At 67.0% G+C, this 22,129-nt stretch carries 19 protein-coding genes and 1 pseudogene; 3 read left to right on the top strand and 17 right to left on the bottom strand.

Annotated elements, in window-relative coordinates:
• Positions 1 to 2: 2 nt before the first annotated feature.
• From tsaB to ACV7NQ_RS23010, 5 genes are all read right to left on the bottom strand, one after another.
• Positions 3 to 698 carry a tRNA (adenosine(37)-N6)-threonylcarbamoyltransferase complex dimerization subunit type 1 TsaB gene (tsaB, locus tag ACV7NQ_RS23030; protein WP_463361545.1) on the bottom strand — a complete coding sequence of 232 codons (696 nt, stop codon included), beginning with the start codon at positions 696 to 698 and terminating at the stop codon, positions 3 to 5.
• 72 nt (positions 699 to 770) lie between these two features.
• Positions 771 to 1,223, bottom strand: coding sequence for a tRNA (adenosine(37)-N6)-threonylcarbamoyltransferase complex ATPase subunit type 1 TsaE (gene tsaE / locus ACV7NQ_RS23025; RefSeq protein ID WP_463361544.1), 453 nt, complete (start codon positions 1,221 to 1,223; stop codon positions 771 to 773).
• Entirely contained in the window at positions 1,216 to 2,304 is a 1,089-nt protein-coding gene (locus ACV7NQ_RS23020) for an alpha/beta fold hydrolase (RefSeq protein ID WP_463361543.1), read from the bottom strand. Before ACV7NQ_RS23020 ends, tsaE begins: the two co-directional genes overlap by 8 nt.
• The gene (gene alr, locus ACV7NQ_RS23015; RefSeq protein WP_463361542.1) at positions 2,301 to 3,446 is read right to left on the bottom strand and encodes an alanine racemase; all 1,146 of its coding nucleotides are present in this window, start codon (positions 3,444 to 3,446) and stop codon (positions 2,301 to 2,303) included. The genes ACV7NQ_RS23020 and alr overlap by 4 nt, the downstream gene beginning before the upstream one ends.
• Before the next feature lie 493 nt (positions 3,447 to 3,939).
• On the bottom strand, positions 3,940 to 5,382 hold the full coding sequence (locus ACV7NQ_RS23010; RefSeq protein ID WP_463361541.1) for an NAD(P)H-hydrate dehydratase: 1,443 nt from the start codon (positions 5,380 to 5,382) through the stop codon (positions 3,940 to 3,942).
• Between the two features lie 446 nt (positions 5,383 to 5,828).
• Here ACV7NQ_RS23010 and ACV7NQ_RS23005 point away from each other — a divergent pair, with 446 nt between their 5' ends.
• A complete protein-coding gene (locus ACV7NQ_RS23005) occupies positions 5,829 to 6,257 on the top strand; it encodes a plastocyanin/azurin family copper-binding protein (RefSeq protein ID WP_463361540.1) in 429 nt (142 codons plus the stop codon).
• Between the two features lie 553 nt (positions 6,258 to 6,810).
• On the opposite strand, the pseudogene ACV7NQ_RS23000 reads toward ACV7NQ_RS23005, so the two are convergent.
• A pseudogene (locus ACV7NQ_RS23000) lies at positions 6,811 to 7,142 on the bottom strand (MarR family winged helix-turn-helix transcriptional regulator); the annotation flags it as partial.
• A 165-nt stretch (positions 7,143 to 7,307) separates the two neighbouring features.
• Entirely contained in the window at positions 7,308 to 9,191 is a 1,884-nt protein-coding gene (gene glmS / locus ACV7NQ_RS22995) for a glutamine--fructose-6-phosphate transaminase (isomerizing) (protein ID WP_463361539.1), read from the bottom strand.
• A gap of 36 nt (positions 9,192 to 9,227) precedes the next feature.
• Here glmS and ACV7NQ_RS22990 point away from each other — a divergent pair, with 36 nt between their 5' ends.
• A complete protein-coding gene (locus ACV7NQ_RS22990; protein ID WP_463361538.1) occupies positions 9,228 to 10,085 on the top strand; it encodes a dienelactone hydrolase family protein in 858 nt (285 codons plus the stop codon).
• Here ACV7NQ_RS22990 and ACV7NQ_RS22985 read toward each other — a convergent pair.
• From ACV7NQ_RS22985 to ACV7NQ_RS22965, 5 genes are all read right to left on the bottom strand, one after another.
• Positions 10,058 to 10,432, bottom strand: coding sequence for a hypothetical protein (locus ACV7NQ_RS22985; protein WP_463361537.1), 375 nt, complete (start codon positions 10,430 to 10,432; stop codon positions 10,058 to 10,060). The genes ACV7NQ_RS22990 and ACV7NQ_RS22985 overlap by 28 nt on opposite strands.
• Positions 10,433 to 10,475: 43 nt before the next feature.
• Positions 10,476 to 12,140, bottom strand: coding sequence for a hypothetical protein (locus ACV7NQ_RS22980; protein ID WP_463361536.1), 1,665 nt, complete (start codon positions 12,138 to 12,140; stop codon positions 10,476 to 10,478).
• A gap of 3 nt (positions 12,141 to 12,143) precedes the next feature.
• The gene (locus tag ACV7NQ_RS22975) at positions 12,144 to 12,473 is read right to left on the bottom strand and encodes a type VII secretion target (protein WP_463361535.1); all 330 of its coding nucleotides are present in this window, start codon (positions 12,471 to 12,473) and stop codon (positions 12,144 to 12,146) included.
• A gap of 158 nt (positions 12,474 to 12,631) precedes the next feature.
• A complete protein-coding gene (locus tag ACV7NQ_RS22970) occupies positions 12,632 to 12,940 on the bottom strand; it encodes a DUF6802 family protein (protein WP_463361534.1) in 309 nt (102 codons plus the stop codon).
• A 119-nt stretch (positions 12,941 to 13,059) separates the two neighbouring features.
• On the bottom strand, positions 13,060 to 13,251 hold the full coding sequence (locus ACV7NQ_RS22965; protein ID WP_463361533.1) for a PspC domain-containing protein: 192 nt from the start codon (positions 13,249 to 13,251) through the stop codon (positions 13,060 to 13,062).
• A 128-nt stretch (positions 13,252 to 13,379) separates the two neighbouring features.
• Here ACV7NQ_RS22965 and ACV7NQ_RS22960 point away from each other — a divergent pair, with 128 nt between their 5' ends.
• Positions 13,380 to 15,038, top strand: coding sequence for an ABC-F family ATP-binding cassette domain-containing protein (locus ACV7NQ_RS22960; protein ID WP_463361532.1), 1,659 nt, complete (start codon positions 13,380 to 13,382; stop codon positions 15,036 to 15,038).
• On the opposite strand, the gene glmM is transcribed toward ACV7NQ_RS22960, so the two are convergent.
• The 5 genes from glmM to ACV7NQ_RS22935 all read right to left on the bottom strand — a co-directional run bounded on the left by glmM (position 15,035) and on the right by ACV7NQ_RS22935 (position 22,126).
• Positions 15,035 to 16,411, bottom strand: a complete 1,377-nt coding sequence (glmM, locus tag ACV7NQ_RS22955) for a phosphoglucosamine mutase (RefSeq protein WP_463361531.1) — start codon at positions 16,409 to 16,411, stop codon at positions 15,035 to 15,037. The two genes, ACV7NQ_RS22960 and glmM, sit on opposite strands and share 4 nt — an antisense overlap.
• 291 nt (positions 16,412 to 16,702) lie before the next feature.
• Positions 16,703 to 17,218 (bottom strand): 30S ribosomal protein S9, encoded by a 516-nt coding sequence (gene rpsI, locus ACV7NQ_RS22950; RefSeq protein WP_463361530.1) that lies wholly within the window; start codon positions 17,216 to 17,218, stop codon positions 16,703 to 16,705.
• Positions 17,215 to 17,658, bottom strand: coding sequence for a 50S ribosomal protein L13 (gene rplM / locus ACV7NQ_RS22945; protein WP_463361529.1), 444 nt, complete (start codon positions 17,656 to 17,658; stop codon positions 17,215 to 17,217). The genes rpsI and rplM overlap by 4 nt, the downstream gene beginning before the upstream one ends.
• A gap of 144 nt (positions 17,659 to 17,802) precedes the next feature.
• Positions 17,803 to 19,572 carry a hypothetical protein gene (locus ACV7NQ_RS22940; RefSeq protein WP_463361528.1) on the bottom strand — a complete coding sequence of 590 codons (1,770 nt, stop codon included), beginning with the start codon at positions 19,570 to 19,572 and terminating at the stop codon, positions 17,803 to 17,805.
• A gap of 94 nt (positions 19,573 to 19,666) precedes the next feature.
• Positions 19,667 to 22,126: an FHA domain-containing protein gene (locus tag ACV7NQ_RS22935; protein ID WP_463361527.1), complete on the bottom strand. Its 2,460-nt coding sequence runs from the start codon at positions 22,124 to 22,126 to the stop codon at positions 19,667 to 19,669.
• Between the last annotated feature and the right edge of the window lie 3 nt (positions 22,127 to 22,129).

Below are 22,129 nucleotides of genomic sequence, written 5' to 3'. Positions count from 1 at the left end.
CGTCACGCTCCCGTCCGGTCGAGGGTGCGGTAGCTGCGTTCCACCGCGTCCGGCCTGCGCAGGTACATCGGGACCAGGGGTTCCGGCACGGTGCGCGCGAGCAACTCGACCGACGCGACCCGCACCAGCCCGGCCGGCGACGGTGTCTCCACCGGCAGCACCGGCAGGTCGAAGAAATCCACGTGCGAAGCGGATCCCGCTATCACGGTGGCGTGCGGCGCATCCAGGTCCCCGGGCTTGCTCACATCCGGTCCGGCAATGCGCACGCCATCGCGGTAGCGCCCCCAGTACACCTCGCGTCTGCGGGCGTCCGTGACCACGAGCAACTCGCTGTCGGGAGCGAGGTCCGCGGCGGCATCGGCGGCGATCGCGTCGAGGCTGCACACCCCATACACCGGGATACCCAGCGCGTCACCGAACGCGGCGGCCGTGGCCATCCCGACCCGTAGTCCGGTGAACGGACCAGGACCGATGCCGACCACGATCGAGGCGATATCAGCCCTGGAACGGCCTGCCTCGGTGAGACATTCGAGGATCTGCGGAGTAAGCACCTCGGCGTGGGCGCGGGGGTCGACCCGCACGCGAGCGGCGAGGGTGCGCACGCCGACCGCGGTGGCCACACCGGCTGCGGCCTGCTCCAGTTCCACCAATCCCGCTGTAACGGCAGGTGTCGCGGTGTCGACGGCTAGTACAAGCATGATTGACCTAACGATACCGGTTGGTAAGTGCGCCCGGTGCGAAGCTACTTGATGGCAACTTTGATCGGGTGGCTAGTGCACCCATTCCCAGATCGCCGTGCGCACCTCGGAATCCGGCTCGCGCGACAGCAGTACATAGAGGTGGTGCTCGGCCAAGTGTTCCACGACGCCACTGCCCCACTCCACCACGACGACCGCCTGATGCAAATCCGTGTCGAGATCAAGGGCGTCGAGTTCGTCCAGGTTGCCACCCAGCCGATATGCGTCGACGTGCACCAGCGGCACCGGCGCGGAGCCTTCGCGCTGCCCCGCCCGGTGCTGACGGGCGATGATGAACGTCGGTGAACTGACCCGCCCCTGCACGCCGAGGCCCGCGGCGATGCCACGGGTCAGCGCCGTCTTGCCCGCACCGAGCGGACCGTCCAGCACCACCAGGTCGCCGGCGTTGAGTTCGGCGGCGAGTTCGCGACCGAACGCCTCGGTGTCCTCGACGGTGGGCAGGATGCGCTGTTGCCGTTCAGCCACCGAAGACCTCCGATACGGTCGCGCTCGGTTCGATCGCACCGGCGCGCACCAGTAGCCGATCGAGTGCGGTGTTGACGATCTCCGGGAACTGCAGGTGTGCCATGTGCGCGGCGCCGTCGAGGCGGATGAGTTCACTATTGGGCAGTGCGTCGGCCAGCGCACGGGAATTGCGGAACGGGATCACCAGATCGTGTGCGCCGCCGAGTACCAGCACGGGAAGGTGCGCGAGGGTGGGCAGCGCCGCCGATTCGTCGTGCAGCTCGATCGCTTTCAGGAATTTCACGATCGTCTCGACCGGGGTGCGATCGATCATCAGCGTGGTGAAGCGGGACAGGGTCGGGCTCACCGGGCCGTGATACGAGCTGACGTGCAGGATCGGATTGATCACGTGTCGCACCGTTGCCCGGCTCGCCTGAACCAGCGCGGGCGCGGCGTGCACGGCCAGTCGAAATCCGTCGACCGCCGGGTTGCGTAGTAGTTGCGCGATCCCCGCGGAGGTGACCTCTGCCGCGGCGGTCGACAGCAGGCCGATACCGATCACGCGCGCGGCGAACAGTTCGGCGAACTGCGCGGCCGCGGCGAGCACCGCCATCCCGCCGAGCGAATGACCGACCAGCACAACAGGTCCGGTCGGCGCGCGCGACTCGATGACCGCGGCCAGGTCACGGCCCAGTTGGGCGACGGTGCAGCTCTCGGTGGTCGGGGCGCCGGAGCTGCCGTGCCCGCGCAGGTCGAAGAACACCAGCCGAGCCCTTGCACCCCAATGCTTTTCCAGATCGCGACGCTGGAAGTGGAAGGATTCCATGCTGTTACAGAGGCCGTGCACGAAGATCACGGTGACCGGCGCGTCCGCGGGGCCGCATTCGCGGGTGGCCAGCCGCACGCCGTCCTCGGTGAGCACGGTGCCGGCCCGGTCCGCCTCGAGCAGCGCGAAATTCTCGTCGCGATATTCGTCATGGCGGGCGGGCCAGAGCACCTTCGCGCCCGCGCGGCGCAGCGCGTGCGCACCGGCCAAGGCGCCCACGACGCTCGCTGTCGCCATCCCGCCGCACAGCACGGTCGTGCGTTTCGATCTGCTCATCCGGTGCCACCCACGTGTCGTCGAACCACTCGGCCGTGCGGGGAACACACGACCTCGTAATGGATTGTCCCGATCGCGTCCGCCCAATCCTGCGCGCGCGGTTCACCTTCGCCCGCACCGAACAGGACCGCGGTGTCGCCCTCCGCGACGCCCGCCGCATTGTCGCCCAGGTCGACGACTACCTGGTCCATGCAGACCCGGCCGACACTGGGGCGGGCGGCGCCGCCGAGCCACACCGAGAAATGACCGCCAAGGTTGCGGAACACACCGTCGGCATATCCGGCGGGGACAAGTGCGACGGTGGTGTCGTGCGGCGCGATCCACTCGTGCCCGTAGGACACGCCCTCGCCCGCGGAGACGGGCTTCACCAGGGCGACCCTGGCCTGGAAGGTCATCGCCGGACGTAACCCGAAGTCGGAGATGTCCGGCACCGGTGACAGGCCGTACACCGCGATACCAGAGCGCACCATGTCGAAGGCCAGATCGGGCCGGGTCAGTGCGGCGGCCGAGTTCGCCAGGTGCACCACCTCGGGCTCGAGACCCTGCTCCTTGGCGGCGGCGATGGCCTCGAGGAAACGATCGCGTTGCACGTCGATCATCGGATGCTGCGGTTCATCGGCATGCGCGAGATGAGTGAAGATCGCCCGGAACCGCACCACCTGCTCGTCCACCAGGGCGCGCAACGCCGCGAGCACCAGCGGGTATTCGACGCTCGATACGCCGTTGCGGTTGAGGCCGGTGTCGATCTTCAGTGTGACGGTCGCGGTCCGTCCGATGCGGAGCGCCGCAGCCTCGACCTCCCGCAGATGCGCGAGCGAGGACACACCGATCTCGACATCGGCGGCCACCGCAGCGCCGAAATCAGCGTCGGAATTGTTGAGCCAGCACAGAATCGGCGCGCTGATCCCCGCCGCACGCAGCGCAACCGCCTCACCGATCGTGGTGACACCGAGCTCAGCCGCCCCCGTCGCCAGCGCTGTCCGCCCCACCTCAACGGCACCATGGTTATAGCCATCAGCCTTAACCACCGCCATCACCGCGGCATCCCCCGCATGCTCCCGCAGGACCCGCACGTTGTGGGCAATGGCATCCAGATCGACAACCGTCTCCACTTGCGCATTCACGCCTATTGATCCTGCCATCCGCCCATCCGGGCCCGCGAGGGCGTTCCCTTCGGGCCCGAGTGCGTCCCAGCCGAGTCCGCCGACATTCGGTGGTCCCGGAGGTCAGGACTCCGGAGCGGCGAGCTGGGATTGCGGGACGGGCGTGCTCGAAGAGTGAACTCGCAGACACCGACGACGTGATCCCGCGGTTGCTTATGCAATGGGGTGGCGGAAGCCAGGTCAGGCACGGCCTGTGCGCGGGTGCGAACGACAGACCTGGCGGGACCAGAAGTCGGGTCACAGAGGTGAAAGACCGACAGGTTGAGACTCCGCGGCGCTGGAGCCAGCACAGTTGCGGCCGGACACCAACGACGGCTAGACCTCGTGGACAGATGCCGGTTTGCTCCATCAGGCATCGTCGTCCGGGGTGAGAGGCGGCCATTGCCCACAGATGCGAATCGCGAGGTGGACGTGCTGCAGAAGCGGATTCGCCTGCGGCGCGCAGTTGCCCGATGTCACTGGACGTCGCCGGTCAGGATGCGGTCAAGGCGCGCAAGGTGCGGATGGCGGGGCGGACGTGCTGCAGAAGTGGGGTCGCCGAGGTGGGGGCACCCGCTGGGTGGTTCTCGTGGGCGGCGAGGTTGGCGGCCAAGGAGTGGGCTCGGGCGGCTGCGGCGGCGGCCCAGGCGGGGTCACGGCCTGCGGCGAGGAGGGCGCCGATGATGCCGGAGAGGATGTCGCCCGCGCCTGCGGTGGCGGCCCAGGAACCGCCCGCCTCGTTGACGAGCACCGGTGCGCCCGGCGTGGCGACGAGGGTGGCGCGGCCCTTCAGTAGGACGGTGGTCTGCCAGGAATCGGCGAGGTCGCGGACGGCGACGACTCGGTCCTGGCCTACTTCGTGTCCGGTCAGTCGGGCGAATTCGCCTGCGTGCGGGGTCAATACGGTCGGTGCGGATCGGCCGCGGACGAGATCGGGGTCAGCGGCGAGCAGGGTGAGGCCATCCGCGTCGACGACGACGGGGAGGTCGGTGGCGAGGATTTCCGCGAGCCGTTTGTGGGCGTCGGCGCCGGTGCCCGCACCGGGGCCGAATATCCAGGACTGGACGCGGCCGGTATCCGAGACACTCTGGGCGGCAATGACTTCCGGGAAATGTGCGAGCACGTCGGCGGAGCCGGTTCCGGCGTAGCGGACCATGCCCGAGGTGGCCGCGACCGCGGCGCCGGTGCACAGCACGGCCGCGCCCGGATACGTTGCGCTGCCTGCGCATACGCCCGTGACACCCTGGGTGTACTTGTCGTCGGTGGGTCCCGGGATCGGCCAGAGCGCACCGATCGACGCAGGTTCCAGCGCAGCCAGATTCGGTTCCGGTAGGCGTAAACCGATGGGCACCAGCTCGATTCGGCCACAGTAGGGCGCAGCCAGGACGTGAACGGGTTTGTATGCGCCGAATGTGACGGTGACATCGGCACGGACAGCGGGTCCTGCGACGGCGCCGGTGTCGGGATCGACACCGCTGGGCAGGTCCACGGCGATGATCGGAACGCCGACCGCCGCAACAAGTTCCGCGGCATTCTGGCGGAGCGGCCCACGGCCGGAGATGCCGACGATGCCGTCGATCACCAGGTCGGGATCACCGATTACGGACCGCACTCGTCCACCGGTCTTTCGCAGCGCGGCGAGACCTTGCGCATGTGCGCGTTCGGGATTCAGCAGTACGGCGTCGACCGCGACGCCGCGGCGGCGCAGCATCGATCCCGCCCACAGTGCGTCGCCGCCGTTGTCACCCGAACCGACGAGCAGCGTCACCGACCGTCCGGCAACGCCACCGGTCCGCGCTCGCAGTTCGCCCGCAACGACCGTCGCCAGACCGCGCGCCGCGCGTTGCATCGGCACGCCATCCGGAACTCGAGTGAACAGCTCGGCCTCGGCCGCCCGCACTTCATCGGCGGTGAAGAATCCCCGCTGGCTGGACATGAGCTCGCCTCCACTGCGTTGATCGGGCACCGCCATCCAACGGCGGCGCTGGTGATCTGGTGCTGTCGTCGTGCCTGCGACCGGGCTACGCCGAGCCAGACAAGCTCCGCGCCGAACATGCCCGGCCGCATTGAACCAACACTGCCCGGCCGAACAAGCTGCTCGGTCGAGCAGGTGCCCGCTCGGCCGACGCTCACCCCAGTCAAACAGTCACCCGCCCGGCTGAACACGCTCAGCCGGGTCGAACAGCCACCCGCCCGGCCGAACACACTCACTCAGCCGAACAGCCACCCGTCCAGCCGAACACACTCAGCCGGGTCGAACAGCCAACGCGCAGCCGAATACACTCAGTTCAGCCGAACCGGGAGCTCGCTCGGGCCGAACAAATACTGCGCAGAGCAGGCGCTGCATTGGCCCGCGTCGTCAGCAGACTACGCTTGGCGGTCATGTCGATGGTCAGCCGCGCGAAGTTCACCCAGGTCGCAGCCGGATTCATCGTGGCCGCGACGATGTTGCTGTCCGGCTGCGGCTCCGACAAGCCGAATTCAGCCGCCGCGACGACAACGAAAACGTCCCACCCGGCGGCCTCCAGCACGCCAGCACCCGGAGATAAGAAGTCCGCAGCGGTAACCGTCGATGTCAACAACATGAAGTTCTCTCCCGCCGACGTCACCGTCAAGATCGGTGACACCGTGACCTGGAAGTTCAGCGACAAGTTCCCACACGCGGTGCAGGGCATCGGCGACCGCGCGATGGGCATCAACAGCCCCATCTTCGACAAGGGCGAATGGAGCTACACCTTCACCGCCCCGGGCACCTACCGCTACCTCTGCTCGCTACACCCCGAGATGCGCGGCACCGTCACCGTCGAATAGCGGCCCGCCCTCGCGGCAACTCGGCTAAAAGCGCCGATACTCCCTGCTTCTGGCGCAGGCCCCGCACCCGGGCATCGCGCTCGCTGCCGAGACACGGCCTGCACGGACAATTTCACATTGCGATGACAGAGCCCTGCGCGCATCAGCATTTAGTGACAGCTCAGGCCTGATCTGAACGTAACAAGCCCAGCAGACTCCGTGCCGACGCGCGATCCAAGCGGCAGCTGCCCACTGCGCCAGTTCCGAGGTCCGCCGCAGTCGGGCCTGGCACACCCAAAGCTCGAGCATCGCGAGTAAGCGTGCCAACTTCATGCTCGCGACCGAGACAAGGGCATCGTTGCTGTGGCCACACCGGCCGAGCCTGTACGGACAATTTCGCGTCGCTACGACAGAACCCTGTGCGCATCAGCGATTAGTGACTGCTCAGGCCAGGTCTGCTGCGGGATCGTCTGGGCACGCTCAGAGCGCCGCATCTTGGGTGAGGCGCACCGTGGTCTTCATGCCGGTCGCGACGCCCCGACTCGAGCACCGCGGGGCGACGCATATTCATTGCCTCGACGGCGGCTACCAGCGGCGCTAGTTCCGGGTCGGCGGCGGCTTGGCCTAGGGCGCTCGAGAGGGCGGTGTCGTGGGTGGGGCGGGCTTGGCCAAGAGGGCGAGGCCAGCGGGGGTGACGTCGGTGTAGATGCCGCGGCGGTCGTCGGGGCACAGGTAGCGCTGGAGTAGGCCGCGATCCTCTAAGCAGGAGACGAGGCGGGTGGTCGCGCTTTGGCTGAGCACAACGGCGTCGGCGACCTGGTTCATCCGCAGGTGACCGCCCGGTCCGTCGTGCTGGCGACTAAGGACGACCAGCAGCGAGTACTCGCGCACGCTGAGGTCGTGACCGGATCACCCTCACCGCGCACAGCAAGCCCGCCGCCGCCGTCACCGTGGTGCTGATCGGCGCCCTGGGCTTCGCGACCGTCCCGCCGCTGCATAAGCGGGTCCTCGACCAGGCCGCGGGCGCTCGTCGGACTATTCAGTATTTGTCAGAAGGTGTGCGGCTGAAAGCTATTCGACGGTGACGGACTTGGCCAGGTTGCGGGGCTTGTCGACGTCGTAGCCGCGGGCCTGCGCTACCTCGGCGGCAAAGATCTGCAGCGGTACCGTCGACAGCAGTGGCTGGAACAGCGTTGGCGCGGACGGGATTTCGATGAGGTCGTCGGCGAACGGGCGGACCGTGTCGTCGCCCTCCTCGGCGATCACGATGGTGCGGGCGCCGCGGGCTTGGATCTCGCGAATATTGCTGAGCAGCTTGGAATGCAGGACCGCGCGCCCCTTCGGCGAGGGCATCACCACGATCACCGGCAGGCCCTCCTCGATCAGCGCGATCGGGCCGTGCTTGAGCTCGCCCGCCGCGAAGCCCTCGGCGTGCATGTACGCCAATTCCTTGAGCTTGAGCGCGCCTTCAAGCGCCACCGGGTAGCCGACGTGGCGGCCGAGGAAAAGCACCGTCGGCACGTGCGCCAACTCTCGGGCGAGCGCCCGCACCTGCGGGCCCGTCTCCAGCACCCGCTCGACCAGCTTCGGCATCGCCTCGAGCTCGGCGAACTCGCGGGCCACCTCGTCCGGGTACTTGGTACCGCGGGCCTGCGCCAGGGCCAGCCCGACCAGGTAGTTCGCGGCCACCTGGGCAAGGAATGCCTTGGTCGAAGCGACACCGATCTCCGGGCCGGTGCGGGTGTAGAGCACCGCATCGGATTCGCGGGGAATCTGCGCGCCGTTGGTATTGCAGATCGCGAGGACCCGCGCCTTCTGCTCCTTGGCGTGCCGCACGGCCTCCAGGGTGTCGGCGGTCTCCCCCGATTGCGAGATCGCCACCACCAGCGTCGAACGATCCAAAACCGGGTCGCGGTAACGGAATTCGCTGGCCAGCTCGACCTCGACGGGCAGCCGGGTCCAGTGCTCGATCGCGTACTTGGCCAGCAGACCGGCATGGTAGGAGCTGCCGCAGGCGACGACGAAGACCTTGTCGAAATCGCGTAGTTCCTGGTCGGCGAGACGCTGCTCGTCCAGCACGATCCGACCGGAACCGGTCTCGTCCTGCGTGAAATGCCCGATCAGGGTGTCCGCGACAGCGGCGGGCTGCTCCTCGATCTCCTTGAGCATGAAGTAGTCGTGGCCGCCCTTTTCGGCGGCGGCGAGATCCCAGTCGATGGTGAACGGCTGGGTGCGGTCGTTCGCGTCGTTGCCGTCGAAGTCGGTGACCTGGTAGCTGTCGGCGGTGATCACCACGGCCTGGTCCTGGCCGAGCTCGACGGCCTCGCGGGTGTGCTCGATGAACGCGGTGACATCGGAGGCGACGAACATCTCGCCCTTCCCGACACCCACCACCAGCGGGGTGGAGCGGCGCGCGGCGACAATCATGTCCGGATGGTCGGCGTGCGTGAAGACCAGCGTGAACGCACCCTCGAGTCGACGCAGCACGGCAATTGCGCTCGCCACGAAATCACCGGCGGTCGCCCCCACGGCGTAGGTGCGGGCCACCAGATGCACGGCGACCTCGGTGTCGGTGTCGCTGCGCAGCTCGACGCCGGCTTCCTCCAGCTCACGGCGCAGCGGCGCGAAGTTCTCGATGATGCCGTTGTGGACGACCGCGACCTTGCCGGTGTCGTCCCGATGCGGGTGCGCGTTGCGGTCGGTCGGCGCGCCGTGCGTGGCCCAGCGGGTATGACCCATGCCAGCGGTTCCGGCGAAGCGGGCAACGCCGGTTTCGGCCAGCTCGGCCTCGAGATTCGCCAGACGTCCGGCCTTGCGTTCCACCGCGATCGCGCCTGCCCCACTGAGGATCGCGACGCCCGCCGAGTCGTACCCGCGATATTCCATGCGGCGCAACGCGTCAACCACAACGCCGAGGGCCTCCCGGTACCCGACGTACCCCACGATTGCGCACATGGCTCATCAGAGTACTTATCGGATAACGTTCTCGTCGTGTCGGCGTCTGTGAAATCACTTCTGAGCACCCTGACCAGCAAAGGCCCGCATCGGGTACTGCGCGGCAATCTGGCCATCGCCGGGCAGCCCGGGGTGGTGTACACGCCTGAATCGGGACTGAGCCTGCCCGCCGTCGCGTTCGGCCACGGCTGGCTGACCGGCGCCGCAAACTATCGGGGGCTACTCGAGCACCTAGCGTCCTGGGGTTTTGTGGCCGCGGCCCCCGACACCGAGCGCGGACCGATTCCGTCACACCTTGGCCTGGCCACCGACCTGCTCACCACCCTCGACATCTGCACCGGCGTCCGGCTCGGTGACGGCGAGATCAGCGTGCACCCCGACCGCCTGGCCCTGGCCGGACACGGCATGGGGGCGGGCGCCGCGGTCATCGCCGCCACACAGCGCCGAATCGCCGCCGTCGCCGCCCTCTTCCCGGCCCCGACCGCCCCCTCCGCCGAAACACTGGCTCCCGACATCGACACGCCCGCCCTGGTCCTCGCCGGCGCCACCGACATCCACTCCGTCAGCTCCAACGCCATCCCCCTCGCAGCAGCCTGGGGCGGCCCCGCGATCCTGCGCGAACTCGACGGCGCCTCCCACAACGGCATCGCCGAAGGTCGCCGCGCCCTCGTCGCCTTCGGAGCAGCCAAGCACGAGTCCAAGACTGCCCGCACCACCCGCGCCGTCCTCACCGGCTATCTGCTCCACACACTCCTCGGCGACAAGACCTACGCCCCGTTCGCCGACCCCGAAGCGGTCATTCCCCACACCACCGTCGTCGACCCCGACGCCCTCCGCGAAGAGGAGAAGACGAAGCTCTCGGTGGGTCAGATCAGCCAGCTCTTGCGGCGGTAGTACTCGCCTTCGGGGTCGTCATCCTCGTCCACCGGGGTGACGACACCTCGGGCCCTGCGAGCGGCGATGGAACGCGCGATCGCTTCACGCTGCTCGCGGGCTTCGGCCTCGAGACGTTCCTTCTCCTCGGCCTCGAGACGAGCTTGCTCGGCCTCGGCTTGGGCCTTCGCTATCTCCTCGGCGTGTTCCTCCCAGAACTCCCCCATCTCGATGGCGGACCGCTCGGCGAGTTCGCGCTCGACGACGGCGCTATGTTGCCTGGTCTCTTCCAGCTCTTGCAGCAGGATGGCCGAGCGACGGCGGGATTCCTCGCCGATGCGTTCAATCTCGTCGGCGTAATTCACCATGTTCGTTCCCCTCGATGATCACCGATAGTGCGGACGTCCCCACTCACAATGGACCCGCCTCGGCCAGTTCGGCACCGCTGTCGGGCTGCTGCGGTGCTTCTTGCGCACCCGGAACCGGCATGGGCTTCGGCCTATGCTCCCCGTCGTCTTCCGGTCGCCGGGTCGGCACGCCGGGAACAGAGCCGGACTGGCCCGGGTTCTCGTTGCCTGGTGCCGGTGTCCCTTCCGAAGTCGACGGCTTATCTCCCGGTTTTCCTGCTTCGCCCTTGGGATCATCGTTCTTGGGCTCGTCTGTGGAGATGACCGGTTTACCGCTCTCGTCGAGCTTCACGCGGTACTCATGGGTTTTCCCGTCCGCGTCGGTCACCACCGCTTTCAGCTGGCCGTCCGAGCCCATCTCGAACTTCACATGCTTGCCAGCCAGGTCGAACTCGGCTGCTGGCTTGCCGTTCTTCTTCTCATCGGGCTTGCCGTCACCGTTCTTGTCCTCGGCCTGCTTTGGATCGAGGGTTTTCTGGATCTCCTCCAGCGCCTTGTCGACCCCGTCCTTGATACCGCTACCCAGCGCTGTGAGTCCTTGGCCTACGGACTGAGCGAGGCTGGTTGCCAGCGGAGACAGCTGACTGGCGACCTGGCTCAGCGAAGCAAGCCCCTGCAGCGGATTGGTCGGCGTCGGGGTCGGGGTCGTCGACGTCGGTATGGTCGGCGTGGGTGTGGTCGGCGCGGTCGGCGTGGTCGACGTCGGTGTCGTCGGCGCGGTCGACGTCGGGGTCGTCTGAGTACCCGGGGTGCTCGGGGTGCCTGGCGTGCTCGGCTTCTCGCTAGTCGGGCGAGGGTATTTGCTGTAAACAGGTTCCAATGAACCTGTCAGATTCTTGTAATATCCCTCGATATCAGTATTGGCAAGATGACAGGCGTCGACATACGTCTTCAGATTGCGTTCGTACTCCGGCTTGAAAACCTTGTCGAGCCACTGTTGACATCTCTCCTTCGCCTTTTTCCCAAAAGGCGAATCCGGGCTATCATAGAAGAAACTCCCCGGAGCTGAAAATCCTTGAAGGAAAAAGGAAGATACACTGTTTCCGGCATCGAGATCGGGAAATATATTCTTCAGCTTGTCGAGAATGGTATCTTCCTGGAAACCATCGAACCACACCGATCCCATGTTCGCGCCAGAGATGATGGTCCCGACATCATCCGGCGATTTGCGATCCCCACCCACCCCGACCCCAGCGCCGGGGTCGTCTCCCAGCAATCGCAGCGTCATTTCAGCCTTGCGCTCGACTGAACCTCGAATATCGCCCACCGCCTTTTTGATGGCGGTCATCGCCTTGCGCGCCTGCTCGCGGTCGGCATCCGACAGCGTGAGCTGCTGATTGAACATGTACCGCGCCCCCTCCGCGGCAGTACCCTTCCACAAGGATTCCATCCGCAGCTCTTGGCTACGCTGTGTACTTCCCTGCTCGTCAGCCACCTTCAACATCTTCTCCAGGCCCTCCCCGGCGGCCTCGAGCTTCTTTACATCCAGTCCGCGCTGCTGGTCGTAAAGCGCCAGGAGTTGGTCCTTGGAGTAGCCCCCGTTCGTACCGGCAGCCTTTTCGTAATGCCCAGCAAGTTGTATCCAGTACTGCAACCCCGGCGTACCATTATCAAGAATTTCATCGACATTCTTGCCGGTTGTGTCGATATCAGCTCCTTTGGCCGTCATGGTCTAGGTGACCTTGTTCTGATTGTCCGCATTTTGCGCGTCGACAATCTCGTATGTCACAGCCGACTTACCGAATGCGTCGGCTAGTGCACTCCCCGCCGTGGTCCACTCCTGCAGCCGCTTGCCGAGCTGCTCGAGTCCGTCGTGAACCTTCCTACCTTGCGCCATGTAATTTCGGCCGGCTTCCGGTTCTTTGCCGTTCGAGCCCACGCCGAATAGATTGTCGGTGACGTTCTCGAGACTGCCCTGAACCTCTCCGGCTGACTGGCGGAGCTCGTTGGCCAACCGCGCAAGCTCATCCGTGTTCACAACGACGTTGTCGCCCGAACCCATCCTGTGCACCCCTCCGTCTCTGCTTCCGCGCCGGGTGACGCCTTATCTCCTTCGACGCACCCGGTCCGCGTTCGGTTCCATCGGATCCAGCTGCGCTGCCCCACGTCGTATACCGGAGAAATTTACCGGCAGGCCGGGTGACCCGGGTCGACCCGCGGCTAGTGGCCGAGCTTGCCCTGGTCGGTGCGAACCCAGCCGGACGTGCCGTCGGGGTGGTGGTGGAACTCCCAGGCGGCGTAGTCGCCGTCTTTCTCGACGACGGTGACCTGGTCGGCGATGCCGTCGTGGTCCCAGTCCGTCCAGACCTGCATGGCTTCGGGGCCGGAGGTGGTTGTGGTGTCGAGGGTGCCATCGCCATCGATGTCCTGGGTGGGGTGGTGCAGTTCCACCGGGCCCAAGCCCTCCAACGATGAGTGCGCGTCGACGCCGGGTAGATCCAGGCCAGGGAAATCGCCCGAGCTGACCATGACTCCTCCTCATCGGGACTCGCGTGATGGTGCGGCTTTTCACCCGAAAGCGGGTATCGCTCCATCCTGTCATCCGCGAGTCCCGGATGCAGCCCCCTTGTCTTACTTGCTGAGGATTGTCATTTCTTGGGGATGATCAGCCACAGCGCCAGGTAGACGATGAACTGGGGGCCGGGGAGCAGGCACGACAGCACGAACAGGAGTCGGACGACGTTGGCGTTCCAGCCGAAGTATTCGGCGATACCACCGCAGACGCCGGCGATCCAGCTGTCGGAGGAGGAGCGGGTGAGGCGGCGAGTCGATGTAGTCATGACATCTACTCTCCGCCGAAACGCGCTCGGGCACATCGGTCCCATGACCTATCCCGACCCTGATTTCTCCCTGGCCCGGTCTCAGGGTCGAACCCCTACTCCGGTCGAGAAACCGAGCACGGCAGACTATGCAGGTGAGCACCACTCTTCATGCGCGCGGACTGTCCGCAGGCCACGGCGAACGCACCCTGTTCGAGGATCTGGATCTCACGCTGGCACCCGGCGACGTGATCGGCCTCGTGGGAGTAAACGGCGCCGGCAAGTCGACGCTGCTGCGCATGCTCGCCGACCGCAGCAGCGCCACCGGCAGCATCACGCTGAGCCCGCCCGACGCCACCATCGGATATCTGACGCAGGAACCGGAACGCGTCGCCGGGGAGACCGTGCTCGAATTCCTCGGCCGCCGTACCGGTGTCACCGCGGCACAGCAGGCGATGGACGACGCCGCCGAACGTCTGGCCGACGGCGGGGACGACGACTACACGCCCGCGTTGGAGCGATGGCTGGCCCTCGGTGGCGCGGATCTGGATCAACGCGCGGCGGAAGTGACGGCCGATCTCGGCCTCGTCGACAGCCTCGCGAACGGACTGGACACCCCGATGACCGGACTCTCCGGCGGCCAGGCGGCACGGGCCGGGCTGGCCTCGGTGTTGTTGTCCCGCTTCGACATTCTGCTGCTCGACGAGCCGACCAACGATCTGGATCTGGACGGCCTTGCCCGGCTGGAGCAGTTCGTAACCGGGGTGCGCGAGCCATTGATGGTGATCAGCCACGACCGAGAGTTCTTGGCGCGCACCGTGAATCGGATTGTGGAGCTCGACCTCGCACAGCAGCAGGTCGGGGTCTACGACGGAAGTTACGACTCATACCTGATGGAGCGGGAGATCGCCCGTCAGCACGCGCGCGAGGCCTACGACGAGTTCGCCGACACCAAGTCCGGTCTCGAAGCCCGCGCCCAGATGCAGCGGAACTGGCTCGAGCACGGAGTGCGCAATGCCCGCCGCAAGGCCCGTGATCCGAAGAAAGTCGACTCCGACAAGGCGGGCCGCAAGATGCGCGCCGAGTCCACCGAGAAACAGGCCGCCAAGGCCCGTCAAACCCAGCGGCGTATCGAGCGACTGGATGTGGTGGAGGAACCGCGCAAGGAGTGGGAGCTCCGAATGGAGATCGCCGCCGCACCGCGCAGCGGGTCGGTGGTCGCCACGCTGTCGAACGCGACCGTCACGCGCGGCGATTTCACCCTGGGTCCGATTACCACACAGGTGGATTGGGCCGACCGGATCGTGCTGACCGGCGCGAACGGATCCGGTAAGTCGACATTACTCGCACTGCTGCTGGGAAAGCTCGAGCCAGACAATGGAACTGCCGAACTCGGGTCCGGCGTCGAAATCGGCGAGGTCGACCAGGCTCGTGGCCTGTTCCGTGGAAATACCCCGCTGGCAGACACTTTCGGCGCCGAAATGCCGGACTGGCCGGACGCGGACGTCCGCACCCTGCTCGCCAAGTTCGGCTTGCGCGGCCAGCACGTGACGCGCGCCTGTGAAACCCTCTCCCCCGGAGAGCGCACCCGCGCCGCCCTTGCCTTGCTTCAAGCCCGCGGCGTCAACCTGCTCGTCCTCGACGAGCCCACCAATCACCTCGACCTACCCGCCATCGAACAGCTGGAGCAGGCCATCGAATCCTTTACCGGCACACTGTTATTGGTCACCCATGACCGCCGCATGCTCGACTCCGTCCGCTCTACCCGCCGCTGGCGCATGGACAGGCGACAGCTCATCGAGGACTAGACCGAAGCAACACGCTTCGCGAGGTCGTCGGCCAGTTGTTGAGCTTGGACCGGGTCGGTGGCTTCGACCATGACGCGGACCAGTTCTTCGGTTCCGCTGGGGCGCAAGAGAACTCGGCCAGCGTCGCCAAGTACTCGTTCGGCCTCCAGGACGGCCTCACGGATCTCGGGGGCGGTGGCGACCAGCGACTTGTCCGAGACCGGGACGTTGATCAGCACCTGCGGCACCGTCTGGATCACCGACGCCAGATCGGCGAGGGTGCGACGGGTGCGAGCCATGCGGGCCATCAGTTTGAGGCCGGTGAGGATTCCGTCGCCGGTGGTGCCGAAGTCGGGGAAGACGACGTGGCCGGACTGTTCGCCACCCAGGTTGTAGCCGCCGCGGCGCAGTTCCTCCAGCACGTAGCGGTCACCGACTGCGGTGGTGCGCAGGGTGATTCCGGCCTCGCGCATGGCGATATGCAAGCCGAGATTGCTCATGACGGTGGCGACCAAAGTGTCCTTAGCCAGTCCGCCTGCCTTGTGCATGGCCAGGGCGAGAATCGCCAGAATGGCGTCGCCGTCCACGATCGCACCGGCGGCGTCGACAGCAAGAGTGCGGTCGGCGTCCCCGTCGTGTGCGATGCCGAGATCGGCGCCGTGCTCACGCACCGCGCGGCTCACCTGATCGAGATGCGTTGAGCCGCAATCATCATTGATGTTCAGACCGTCGGGTTCGGCGTTGATGGCGATCACCGTCGCCCCGGCCTCGCGGTACGCGGCCGGGCCGACCTCGGAGGCGGCGCCGTGCGCGCAGTCGACGACAACGGTCAGCCTGGACAGATCCTGCCCGGTCGCCTCGACCAGATGCTCGACATACCGCTCATGCGTCGCCGCCACGCTGTATTGATCGGGAATGACCAGCCCGTGATCGCGTGCACCGGACGCATTGAGCACCCGCCCGATAGCGGCGCCGATCGGACGCAATGGCGCGCCCTCGGCGATCAGCGCTTCGATCCGGTCCTCGATCGCGTCGTCGAGTTTGTGCCCGCCCGCGGCGAAGATCTTGATTCCATTGTCCGGCATGGGATTGTGCGAGGCTGAGATCATCACGCCGAGGCACGCGTCGTAGAGGCCGGTGAGATAGGCGACAGCGGGCGTCGGCAGCACCCCCACCGACAGGACATTCACGCCCGCGGCGGTCAGGCCCGCGGTAACCGCGGCCTCCAACATCTCGCCGCTGGCGCGCGGATCGCGCCCGACCACCGCGAGCGCACGCTTTTTGCCGCGACTCAGGATCTGCGCGGCCGCACCCGAAACCTGTAGCGCCAGTTCCGGACTCAGCGACTCATTGGCAAGCCCACGGACTCCGTCAGTGCCGAACAAACGTCCCATACCTCGCCCCTCATCGGTAGATCTGCGGCGTGAGCGTCAGGCCCGGAGGAGGCAGCCTGTGTAACCACGAAGGGCCTGCGAACGCCGCATGTCGGATCGGCGGCGTGAGCGTCAGGCCCGGAGGAGGCAGCCTGTGTAACCACGAAGGGCCTGCGAACGCCGCATGTCGGATATAGCACGAAAGCAGGCACCCAGCCGTGCTGGAAGCCTGCTCTCGTACAGGTGCCTCGTCGACCGTACCGTCCCCGACATGACCAGGATGACCGAAGACAGCGGCCGACGTCGCCAAGATCAGCGCTTCGAGTACTGGGGCGCCTTGCGGGCCTTCTTCAGACCATACTTCTTACGCTCGACGGCACGCGGGTCACGCGTGAGGAAGCCGGCCCGCTTGAGGGCAGGACGATCATCCGGGGTGACCTCGATCAGCGCGCGGGCGATCGCCAGGCGCAGCGCGCCGGCCTGTCCCGACGGACCGCCACCGACCAGGCGGGCGTAGATGTCGAAGGACTCGGCTCGCTCGACGGTCACCAGCGGCGACTTGACCAGCTGCTGGTGCACCTTGTTCGGGAAGTAGTCCTCGATGGTGCGGCCGTTCAGCGTGAACTGACCGGTGCCCGGCACCAGACGCACGCGAACAACGGCCTCCTTGCGGCGGCCGACGGTCTGCACCGGACGGTCGATCACGATCGGGGCGAAGGTGGCGGGCTCGGCGTCGTAGCCGTATTCCTCTTCCACGACCTCGACGTTGCCGTCTTCGGCGACGGCTTCCTCGACGACCTCTTCGTTGAATTCCTCGGGTGCGGTCACTGGGTCACCTGCTTGATCTCGAACGGAATGGGCTGCTGGGCGGCATGCGGATGCGTCGGGCCCGCGTAGACCTTCAGCTTGCTTGCGATCGCGTTGCCGAGCTTGTTCTTCGGGATCATGCCCTTGATTGCTTTCTCCACGAGACGGTCGGGGCGCGACTCCAACACCTGACCGACAGTGCGCGACTTGAGGCCGCCCGGGTGCCCGGAGTGGTGGTGGATCAGCTTGTCCGCCTTCTTGTTGCCGCTGATGGCAACCTTGTCGGCGTTGATGATGATGACGAAGTCGCCACCATCGAAGTTCGGTGCGTAGGTCGGCTTGGTCTTGCCACGCAGCAGATTCGCTGCCTGGACCGAAAGACGGCCGAGCACTACGTCAGTGGCGTCGATGACGTACCACTTACGGGTCACGTCACCCGCCTTGGGGCTGTACGTAGGCACAGTGCTTCCCTGTCTGTAGTCGGTGTTGCCGGCCAGGCGTGCGGTCGAGGCGATTCCGGCGGCCGGTGGAGACCCGGACCTCGAAGAACGTTCCACACGCCAACGGGCCACGATACCAGCCGCGCTACCACGAACTGAAACCGGTCAGATCTCGATCGGCGGACCCGGGTCGATGGCGCCCGGTGGGGCCGGGACCACATAGCGCAGGGTGTCGATGCTCGGCCGCACGCAGTCCGGGTCGGCGATCGGGAAGCCACGGACGTGGGAAATGCCTGGCCGGTGCTCGTTGGTCACCTGCGGAGTCAACGCACAGGAGACCGCCGCAGCAACCTCGGGCTGGGACCGCGACGGCATGACGACCAGGGCCAGCGCCACCGCGCCGATCACCGTGGGCGCACCGAACAGGTTGTCCTTGATCTTGTTCCACCGCTTGCCTTTGCGCGGCTTGTCGTCGTCTTCCGATTCGGGCGGCTGCTCGCCCCACTGCCGCGCCTGCTCCGGACCCGGTGGGGGCGTCCCGTACGGGGTGCGCGGGCCCATCGGCGGCGGCATCGGGGCGCCCGGCGCCAGGGGGGGCGGTTGGGCGGACGGACGGCCCATGGCGGTGGTCGGCTGCTCGTCGGGCTGCTGGCCCGGCGGCCTGGTGAAACGGCTGCCGAGCTCAGCGAGACCGGGCGGGAGCCCGCGGGAAACCTCTTCGCGAGGGACCCGGGTGGTCGGTTCTTCGCTCGGCATCGGCTCTGGCGCTGGTCCGACGGTCGGATATCCGGGCCCGTACTGGACGGGCAATTGCGGTTGCGACTGGTCCGGACGGCCCTGCACCGGCTTCGCTTGGCGTTGCGGCGAATCGACCTGTCGCTGCGCCTGCGCCTGTCGCTGCGGCGAAATGGCTTGCTGCTGGACGGCTTCGGCCTGGTGCTGCGCGGATTCCACGGAGCGTGGGGCCGGTTCCACCGGACGCGGCGCAGACAGGTCCTGTCGTGACGGCACCTGTTCGGCCTGCCGCGGCGGCGCGGGCGCCGGTCGCGGCGGCGTCGGCTCCGCGTGCCTGCCCGCCGATTCCGGTTCGCCGTTTTCGTTGTCGGTGGCCAGCAGGTGCGCGGCTCCGAGCACCAGTGCGTGCATCGGATGGTCGGCCACCTGCAGCCGGTGCCCGAGATGATTCTGGAAGGCCAACCGCAGCGGGTCGTTGAAGCAGACATTGCCCGAAAGCAGCACCGTCGAAGTGTCCGCGCCGATCGAGCGGGCCGCGGCCATTACCTCGATCACCACGTTGTCGGCGGATCGGGCATCGCGCATGGACTCGGCGGTGACCATGATGTCGACCGACTCGGTGGGCTGCTCATCGTCCCCGTGCACCGCGACCACCAGCATGGTCCGGCCGTCGGAGTACACGCCGGTGGCGCCGATGCCGCGAGAATTGCGCTCATCCGGTGCGCGAACCAGCCCGAGCGCACGGACATAGCCCGAGAGCGCAACGCTCTCAGGCAGCGGCTCGACGGTGACATCGAGCTGTTCGACCAGCTCGGCGTACACCTCGACCTTCTCCTCCGGCCAGCCGTCCGGGAAGGGCAGGGCCACCACATCCGGCTTGCCTCGCAGGTACTTACCGATGGCGGCGAGTGGGTTGTACATGCGGGCCCGCATCACCAGTTCCGCGGGCCACGTCGCACCCGCCACCACGATCTGCGGATGCCCGAGGATGTCGCGCACGTCCGCGATGGCCATCCCGAGATCCGGCCGCTGCCGCTCCACACCCGCCGTATGCAACCGCCCCGACGCATCCGCCAGCAGATACGCCGGCGGCGTATATGTACCTTCCACCTGAACCGGGCGGATCGGCGTGCCTGCGCCGCCCGCGGCCACGGACACCACATCCCAGCCGAGATGCACTGCCCCTACTCGCACCGTCACAGGCATAAGTGTGCCTGGTGCGCGCCGGACATGCGCGGCGCATCGGGTTGGTCGCCCTCCCCGGATCGGGTCCGGCGCTGCTGCCCACCGTGATTCACGCCGCCGACTTCTTCAGCCGCAACCGGCTCCAGGTGATGATGGCCAAGATCGTCGTGATCACCACGAGCATTGCGACATCCAACGCCCAGATGCCGGATGTGTGCTGCCAGAGCCGGTCCGGTTGCGCGTTGAGGAACACCTCGCGAATATTCACCGTCGACGCTCCCGACGCGTACCCCCAGCGCGCCGGGAACAGCCAGGACAGCTGCTCGAGCACCACACGGCCGGTGACCGGGATCAGGCCCCCCGCCATCACCAGCTGCGCCATGATCATCACCACGAGCATCGGCATCACCTGCTCGTTCGACCTGGCCAGGCTCGAAAGCAGCAGGCCGAAGACCACGCAGCAGACCGCGGTCAACGAGATATCGATGTACAACTCGATGCTGCCGTTGGAAATCACCGACCCGTCGGCCGGCGCCTTCTTACCCGCCAGCGTGATCGCGACGAGCACCGCCGATTGCAGGAACGCCGTGGCGCTGAAGACGGCGATCTTCGCGATCAGATAGGCCGAGGGTTTCAATCCGACCGCTCGCTCGCGGAAGAAGATCGTGCGCTCGCCGACCAGGTCACGCACGGTCAGCGTGGAACCCATGAAGCAGGCGCCGAGGATGAGCACCACCAGTAGCTGCTGGGTCTCGCCGCCGCCGGTCGGGGCGAAGGTGCCGTCCGGTAGCGCCTGCAGCGCACCGCGTTGGAAACCGTTCTTGCCGGGCACCACCAGCGACAGCACGCCGAGAATGAAGGGCAGGATCACCAGGAACGCGAGATAGCCGCGGTCAGCGAAGATCAGCCGCACCTGCCGTCTGGCCAGGGTGGAGAACTGCTTGCCGCCGCCGGATTGTGGCGGGCTGCCCGCGGGCCCGGTCCGCGACGGCGGGGGTGGCGGTGGCACGAAGGCCTGTCTGGACCGGTAGGCGGCGAACGCCTGATCCGGATTCGCGGCCACCTTGGCGAAGATCTCCGCCCAGTCGCTGGTGCCGAGCGCGCCGCCGACCCCGGCCGGATGACCGCAGAAGGCCGTCTTACCGCCGGGCGCGAGCAGCAGCACCTGGTCGCACATGTCCAGGCAGGCCACCGAGTGGGTGACCACGATGACCACGCGGCCCGCGTCGGCCAGCTCACGCAGCATCACCATCACCTGGCGGTCCAGCGCCGGGTCGAGACCGGAGGTGGGTTCGTCCAGGATCAGCAGCGACGGACCGGTGAGCAGTTCCAGCGCCACCGAGGCGCGCTTGCGCTGACCGCCCGACAGCCGATCCACCCTGGTGTCGGCGTGCTCGGTGAGCGAAAGTTCTTTCAGCACACCGTCGATCACCTGTTGGCGATCGGCCTTGCTGTTATCCGGCGGCAGCCGCAGCTCGGCCGCATAGCCGAGGGCCTGACGCACGGTGAGCTGGCGGTGCAGCACGTCATCCTGCGGCACCATGCCGATGCGGGAGCGCAGCGCCTCGTATTCGGCATGCAGGTTGCGGCCTTCGAAGGTGACCACGCCGCCGGAGGGGTGGGTGGTGCCCGCGATCAGTTTGGACAGCGTCGACTTGCCCGCGCCCGACGGACCGATCAGCGCGGTCAGCGTGCCGCGCCCTGCCTGCATATTGACATCGACGAGCAGCTGCTTGTTGCCCTCGACGGTGAATCCGACCCCGTGCACGTGCAGACCCTGCTCGGCGACCGGCTTCTGCCGGTGCACCAAAGTTCCTTGCTGGACGACGAAGTCGATATTGCCGATGGTGATGATGTCGCGCTCGCGCAGCACGGTGCGCTGCTCGCGACGTCCGTTGACGAAGGTGCCGTTCGCCGAACCCAGGTCCTCGATGGTGAGGCCCTCGGAAGTCGCGATGAGGCGGGCGTGCTTGCGCGAGGCCAGCGGATCGTTGACGACGATCTGGTTGTCGGTGGTGCGGCCGATGCCGAGCCCGCCGGGCGGCAGCCGGTCGCCCCTCGCGATCGGCGAGGTGGCCGGACGCGCCCGCAGCGGCGGCAGCGACGAACTGTCGGCCTTGGTGGTCGTGTTGATGTTGGGCTGCTGCGGCACGTCCTGCTGCGGCAACGGCTGCGACGGTGGACGTCCCGGCTGTCGGTGCGTCGGCTGTTCGACCGGCGGCGGCGCCAGGTGGGTCCGCGCCTGCCGCGCCGACGGCACCGCGGGCAGCAGATGCAGCAGCGGTCCGCTGATCGCGTCGCCGAGTCGCACCTGCGTCGGCCGATCGATGGACACCGGCTGGCCGAGCCTGCGCGCGTCCACGAAAACACCATTGGTGCTGCCGTTATCGGTCAGGACCCAAGCACTCCCCTGCCAGGTCAGTGTCGCGTGCACCCTCGAGACGAGCGGACTGTCGACGAATAACGCCACTTCCGGCGCGCGACCCATTGTGATCGGCTTGCTCGAATCGAAGACCCGTTCGGTTCCATCATGGCGCACGGTGATGGTCTGCGCCCCCGGTGAAGACATGCA

The sequence above is a fragment of the Nocardia sp. Tas62D01 genome (genome assembly GCF_055232035.1).
This window is presented reverse-complemented; position numbering and strand designations above follow the sequence as displayed.

Excerpts from the sequence above, each read along its gene's own strand:
- tsaB (WP_463361545.1), bottom strand. The coding sequence starts at position 698 with ATGCTTGTACTAGCCGTCGACACCGCGACACCTGCCGTTACAGCGGGA.
- ACV7NQ_RS23020 (WP_463361543.1), bottom strand. The coding sequence starts at position 2,304 with ATGAGCAGATCGAAACGCACGACCGTGCTGTGCGGCGGGATGGCGACA.
- alr (WP_463361542.1), bottom strand. The coding sequence starts at position 3,446 with ATGGCAGGATCAATAGGCGTGAATGCGCAAGTGGAGACGGTTGTCGAT.
- ACV7NQ_RS23010 (WP_463361541.1), bottom strand. The coding sequence starts at position 5,382 with ATGTCCAGCCAGCGGGGATTCTTCACCGCCGATGAAGTGCGGGCGGCC.
- ACV7NQ_RS23005 (WP_463361540.1), top strand. The coding sequence starts at position 5,829 with ATGTCGATGGTCAGCCGCGCGAAGTTCACCCAGGTCGCAGCCGGATTC.
- glmS (WP_463361539.1), bottom strand. The coding sequence starts at position 9,191 with ATGTGCGCAATCGTGGGGTACGTCGGGTACCGGGAGGCCCTCGGCGTT.
- ACV7NQ_RS22985 (WP_463361537.1), bottom strand. The coding sequence starts at position 10,432 with ATGGTGAATTACGCCGACGAGATTGAACGCATCGGCGAGGAATCCCGC.
- ACV7NQ_RS22980 (WP_463361536.1), bottom strand. The coding sequence starts at position 12,140 with ATGACGGCCAAAGGAGCTGATATCGACACAACCGGCAAGAATGTCGAT.
- ACV7NQ_RS22975 (WP_463361535.1), bottom strand. The coding sequence starts at position 12,473 with ATGGGTTCGGGCGACAACGTCGTTGTGAACACGGATGAGCTTGCGCGG.
- ACV7NQ_RS22970 (WP_463361534.1), bottom strand. The coding sequence starts at position 12,940 with ATGGTCAGCTCGGGCGATTTCCCTGGCCTGGATCTACCCGGCGTCGAC.
- ACV7NQ_RS22965 (WP_463361533.1), bottom strand. The coding sequence starts at position 13,251 with ATGACTACATCGACTCGCCGCCTCACCCGCTCCTCCTCCGACAGCTGG.
- ACV7NQ_RS22960 (WP_463361532.1), top strand. The coding sequence starts at position 13,380 with ATGCAGGTGAGCACCACTCTTCATGCGCGCGGACTGTCCGCAGGCCAC.
- glmM (WP_463361531.1), bottom strand. The coding sequence starts at position 16,411 with ATGGGACGTTTGTTCGGCACTGACGGAGTCCGTGGGCTTGCCAATGAG.
- ACV7NQ_RS22935 (WP_463361527.1), bottom strand. The coding sequence starts at position 22,126 with ATGTCTTCACCGGGGGCGCAGACCATCACCGTGCGCCATGATGGAACC.